Origin of the sequence: Kroppenstedtia guangzhouensis, assembly GCF_014637345.1 — a bacterium.
Taxonomy (GTDB): Bacteria; Bacillota; Bacilli; order Thermoactinomycetales; family DSM-45169; genus Kroppenstedtia; species Kroppenstedtia guangzhouensis.
In genome coordinates this window covers 1-2,397 of the sequence record NZ_BMEX01000052.1, presented here as the reverse complement: position 1 = coordinate 2,397, position 2,397 = coordinate 1, and the positions used below count along the sequence as shown (strand labels likewise).

The following is a 2,397-nucleotide window of genomic DNA, read 5'->3' as shown; positions in this document are numbered from 1 at the left end:
GATGATCATCTCCGGGGTCCGGTCGAAGTGAAGTCCCACCACCTCTTCCCGGGCCAATCCCCGCTCCCGCAGGGCATGGGCCAGCCGGTTGGCTTCTTCGTTCAATTCCCGGTAGGTGAGAACCCTCTCTCCCCTTTTCACCGCCACCCGGTTCCCCTGACGGGCTGCCTGTTCCTCAAACAGCGAGACCAGGGTCGCATCCTTCGGATATGACACCCGGGTGTCGTTAAAGGTGTGCAGGAGTTGCTCTTTTTCATCCTCGGTGACCAATTCCAATTCAGCGATCTTCCGGTCTGGATCCCTCAAAATCTGTTTCAGTAAGTTAAGGAAGTGTACGCCCATCCGCCGAATCGTCTCCGGTCGGAACAAATCGGACCTATATTCCACATTGAACAGAGCTTCCTGCTCTTCCTCGATCACAGCGACTGTCAGATCATACTTGGCATTTCGTCGTTCCAACAGACGGGGATGTATGCTTAAGCCCTGTAAATGAAGCCCATCATAATCCATGTTTTGCATGACAAACAGAGTGTCCACCAGGGGATGGCGCCCCAAGTCCCGGGGCAACTCCAGTCGCTCCACCAACTCCTCAAAGGGGTAATCCCCATGTTCCTGTGCCTGTACCACCTGTTCCCGCACCCGGGCGAGAAAATCGCGGAAGCTTTCCTCCGGACGGGATTGATGCCGCAATGCCAAGGTATTGACAAACATCCCGACCACTTGCTCCAGATCCGCATGGGGACGTCCCGCCACCGCAGTCCCGATCACAATGTCATCCTGCCCGCTGTATTTGGAAAGCAACACATGGTACGCCGCCAGCAAAACCGTATATAAGGTCGTATCTGTCTCAAGAGCCAACCGTTTCGCTTCGGCAGTGAGAGCTTCATCCGCCCGGAATTCCGTGACGGCTCCTTTAAACTGTGCCACAGCGGGCCGTGGAAAGTCCGTGGGCAACTCCAGCACCGGCACCCCGTCGGCAAAACGTTGTATCCAGTACCCTTCCTGCTTTTCCATGGCCTTCCGCCGGGACTCCGACTGTTGCCAAACGGCGTAATCCTTGTACTGAATCCGCGGTGCTTCCAACTCCTCTCCCCGGTACAGCGCCGACCAGTCCCGCATCAGTACATCCATGGAAACCCCGTCGGAAATAATGTGATGCAAATCCATCAACAACAGATGACGGTGATCCTCCAATACCACCAGGGCCGCACGGAACAGGGGAGCTTTTTCCAAATCAAAGGGCCGCACAAAAGCTTCAGCATACTTTGCAAAATCCTCTTCCGGGATCCCCATCGGTTCCATAATTTCCAGATTCCACACCACATCTGAATGCACACATTGCACCAATTCATTTCCCAAAAGGTGAAAGGAGGTGCGGAGGGACTCATGTCGTTGGATCAACTCCCGCAAACTTCTCTCCAAGCGATCTTTGTCCAACTCACCTTTAATTTCCCACATATGCGATATATTGTAACCGACTCCACTTTTGAATCCTTCCAGTTGTTGCATGGTGTACATCCGGCGCTGGGCGGCGGAGACAGGGTAGTGCTCCCGTTCGCCCACCGGCTGAATCTCGGAAGAGACCCGCTGCTCCTGATCGTCCATCCACGCCGCCATCTCCCGGATCGTCGGCCGGGCAAACACTTCGGACAACGGCACTTCCTTCCCCAGTTCCTTATGGATCCGGGCGGTCAACACCATCGCCTTGAGGGAATGGCCTCCCACTTCAAAGAAGTGCTCGTTCACCCCGGTTTCCCGCCCCAACACTTCTGCCCAGATCGTCGCCAACGCCCGTTCTGTCTCCGTCGCCGGGGAGCTTTGCTCCTCCGACCGGGTCACCGGTTCCGGCAACGCCCTTTTGTCCACTTTTCCGTTTGGGGTGAGGGGCAGCGCCTCCAAAAAGGTGAAGGAGGAGGGCACCATGTACTCCGGAAGGGTTTCGCTCAGATGACGGCGCAGGTCGGCATCCGCCACAGATTGTCCCGTCAGATACGCCGCCAGGAAGGAGTGACCCGCTTCATCCCGACGGGCTACCAGCACCGCCTCCTCCACTGAGGGGTGTTCCAACAGACGCGACTCGATCTCTCCCAGTTCGATGCGGTGACCCCGGATCTTCACCTGTTCGTCGATCCGTCCCAGGTACTCCAGCTCTCCTCCCGGCAACCACCGGACCAGATCCCCGCTTCGGTACAGACGCTCTCCCGGCACCAAGGGATTCTCCACAAACCGCTCCGCCGTCAATTCCGGGCGGTTCAGGTAGCCCCGGGCCACTCCGTCGCCCCCGATCCACAATTCCCCCGGTACCCCGATCGGTTGGGGACGACCCTGACGGTCCAGCACATAGCATGTGGTGTTGGACAGGGGTTTCCCGATCGGGATCGTCCGCTGCCCCTCCAC

Annotated in this window: 1 protein-coding gene; it reads right to left on the bottom strand. The window is 57.5% G+C overall.

What is annotated here, in order from left to right; genetic code table 11:
• Positions 1-2,397 (bottom strand): condensation domain-containing protein (locus IEV46_RS17680; RefSeq protein ID WP_188433922.1); only part of this gene is annotated, 2,397 nt, incomplete at both ends.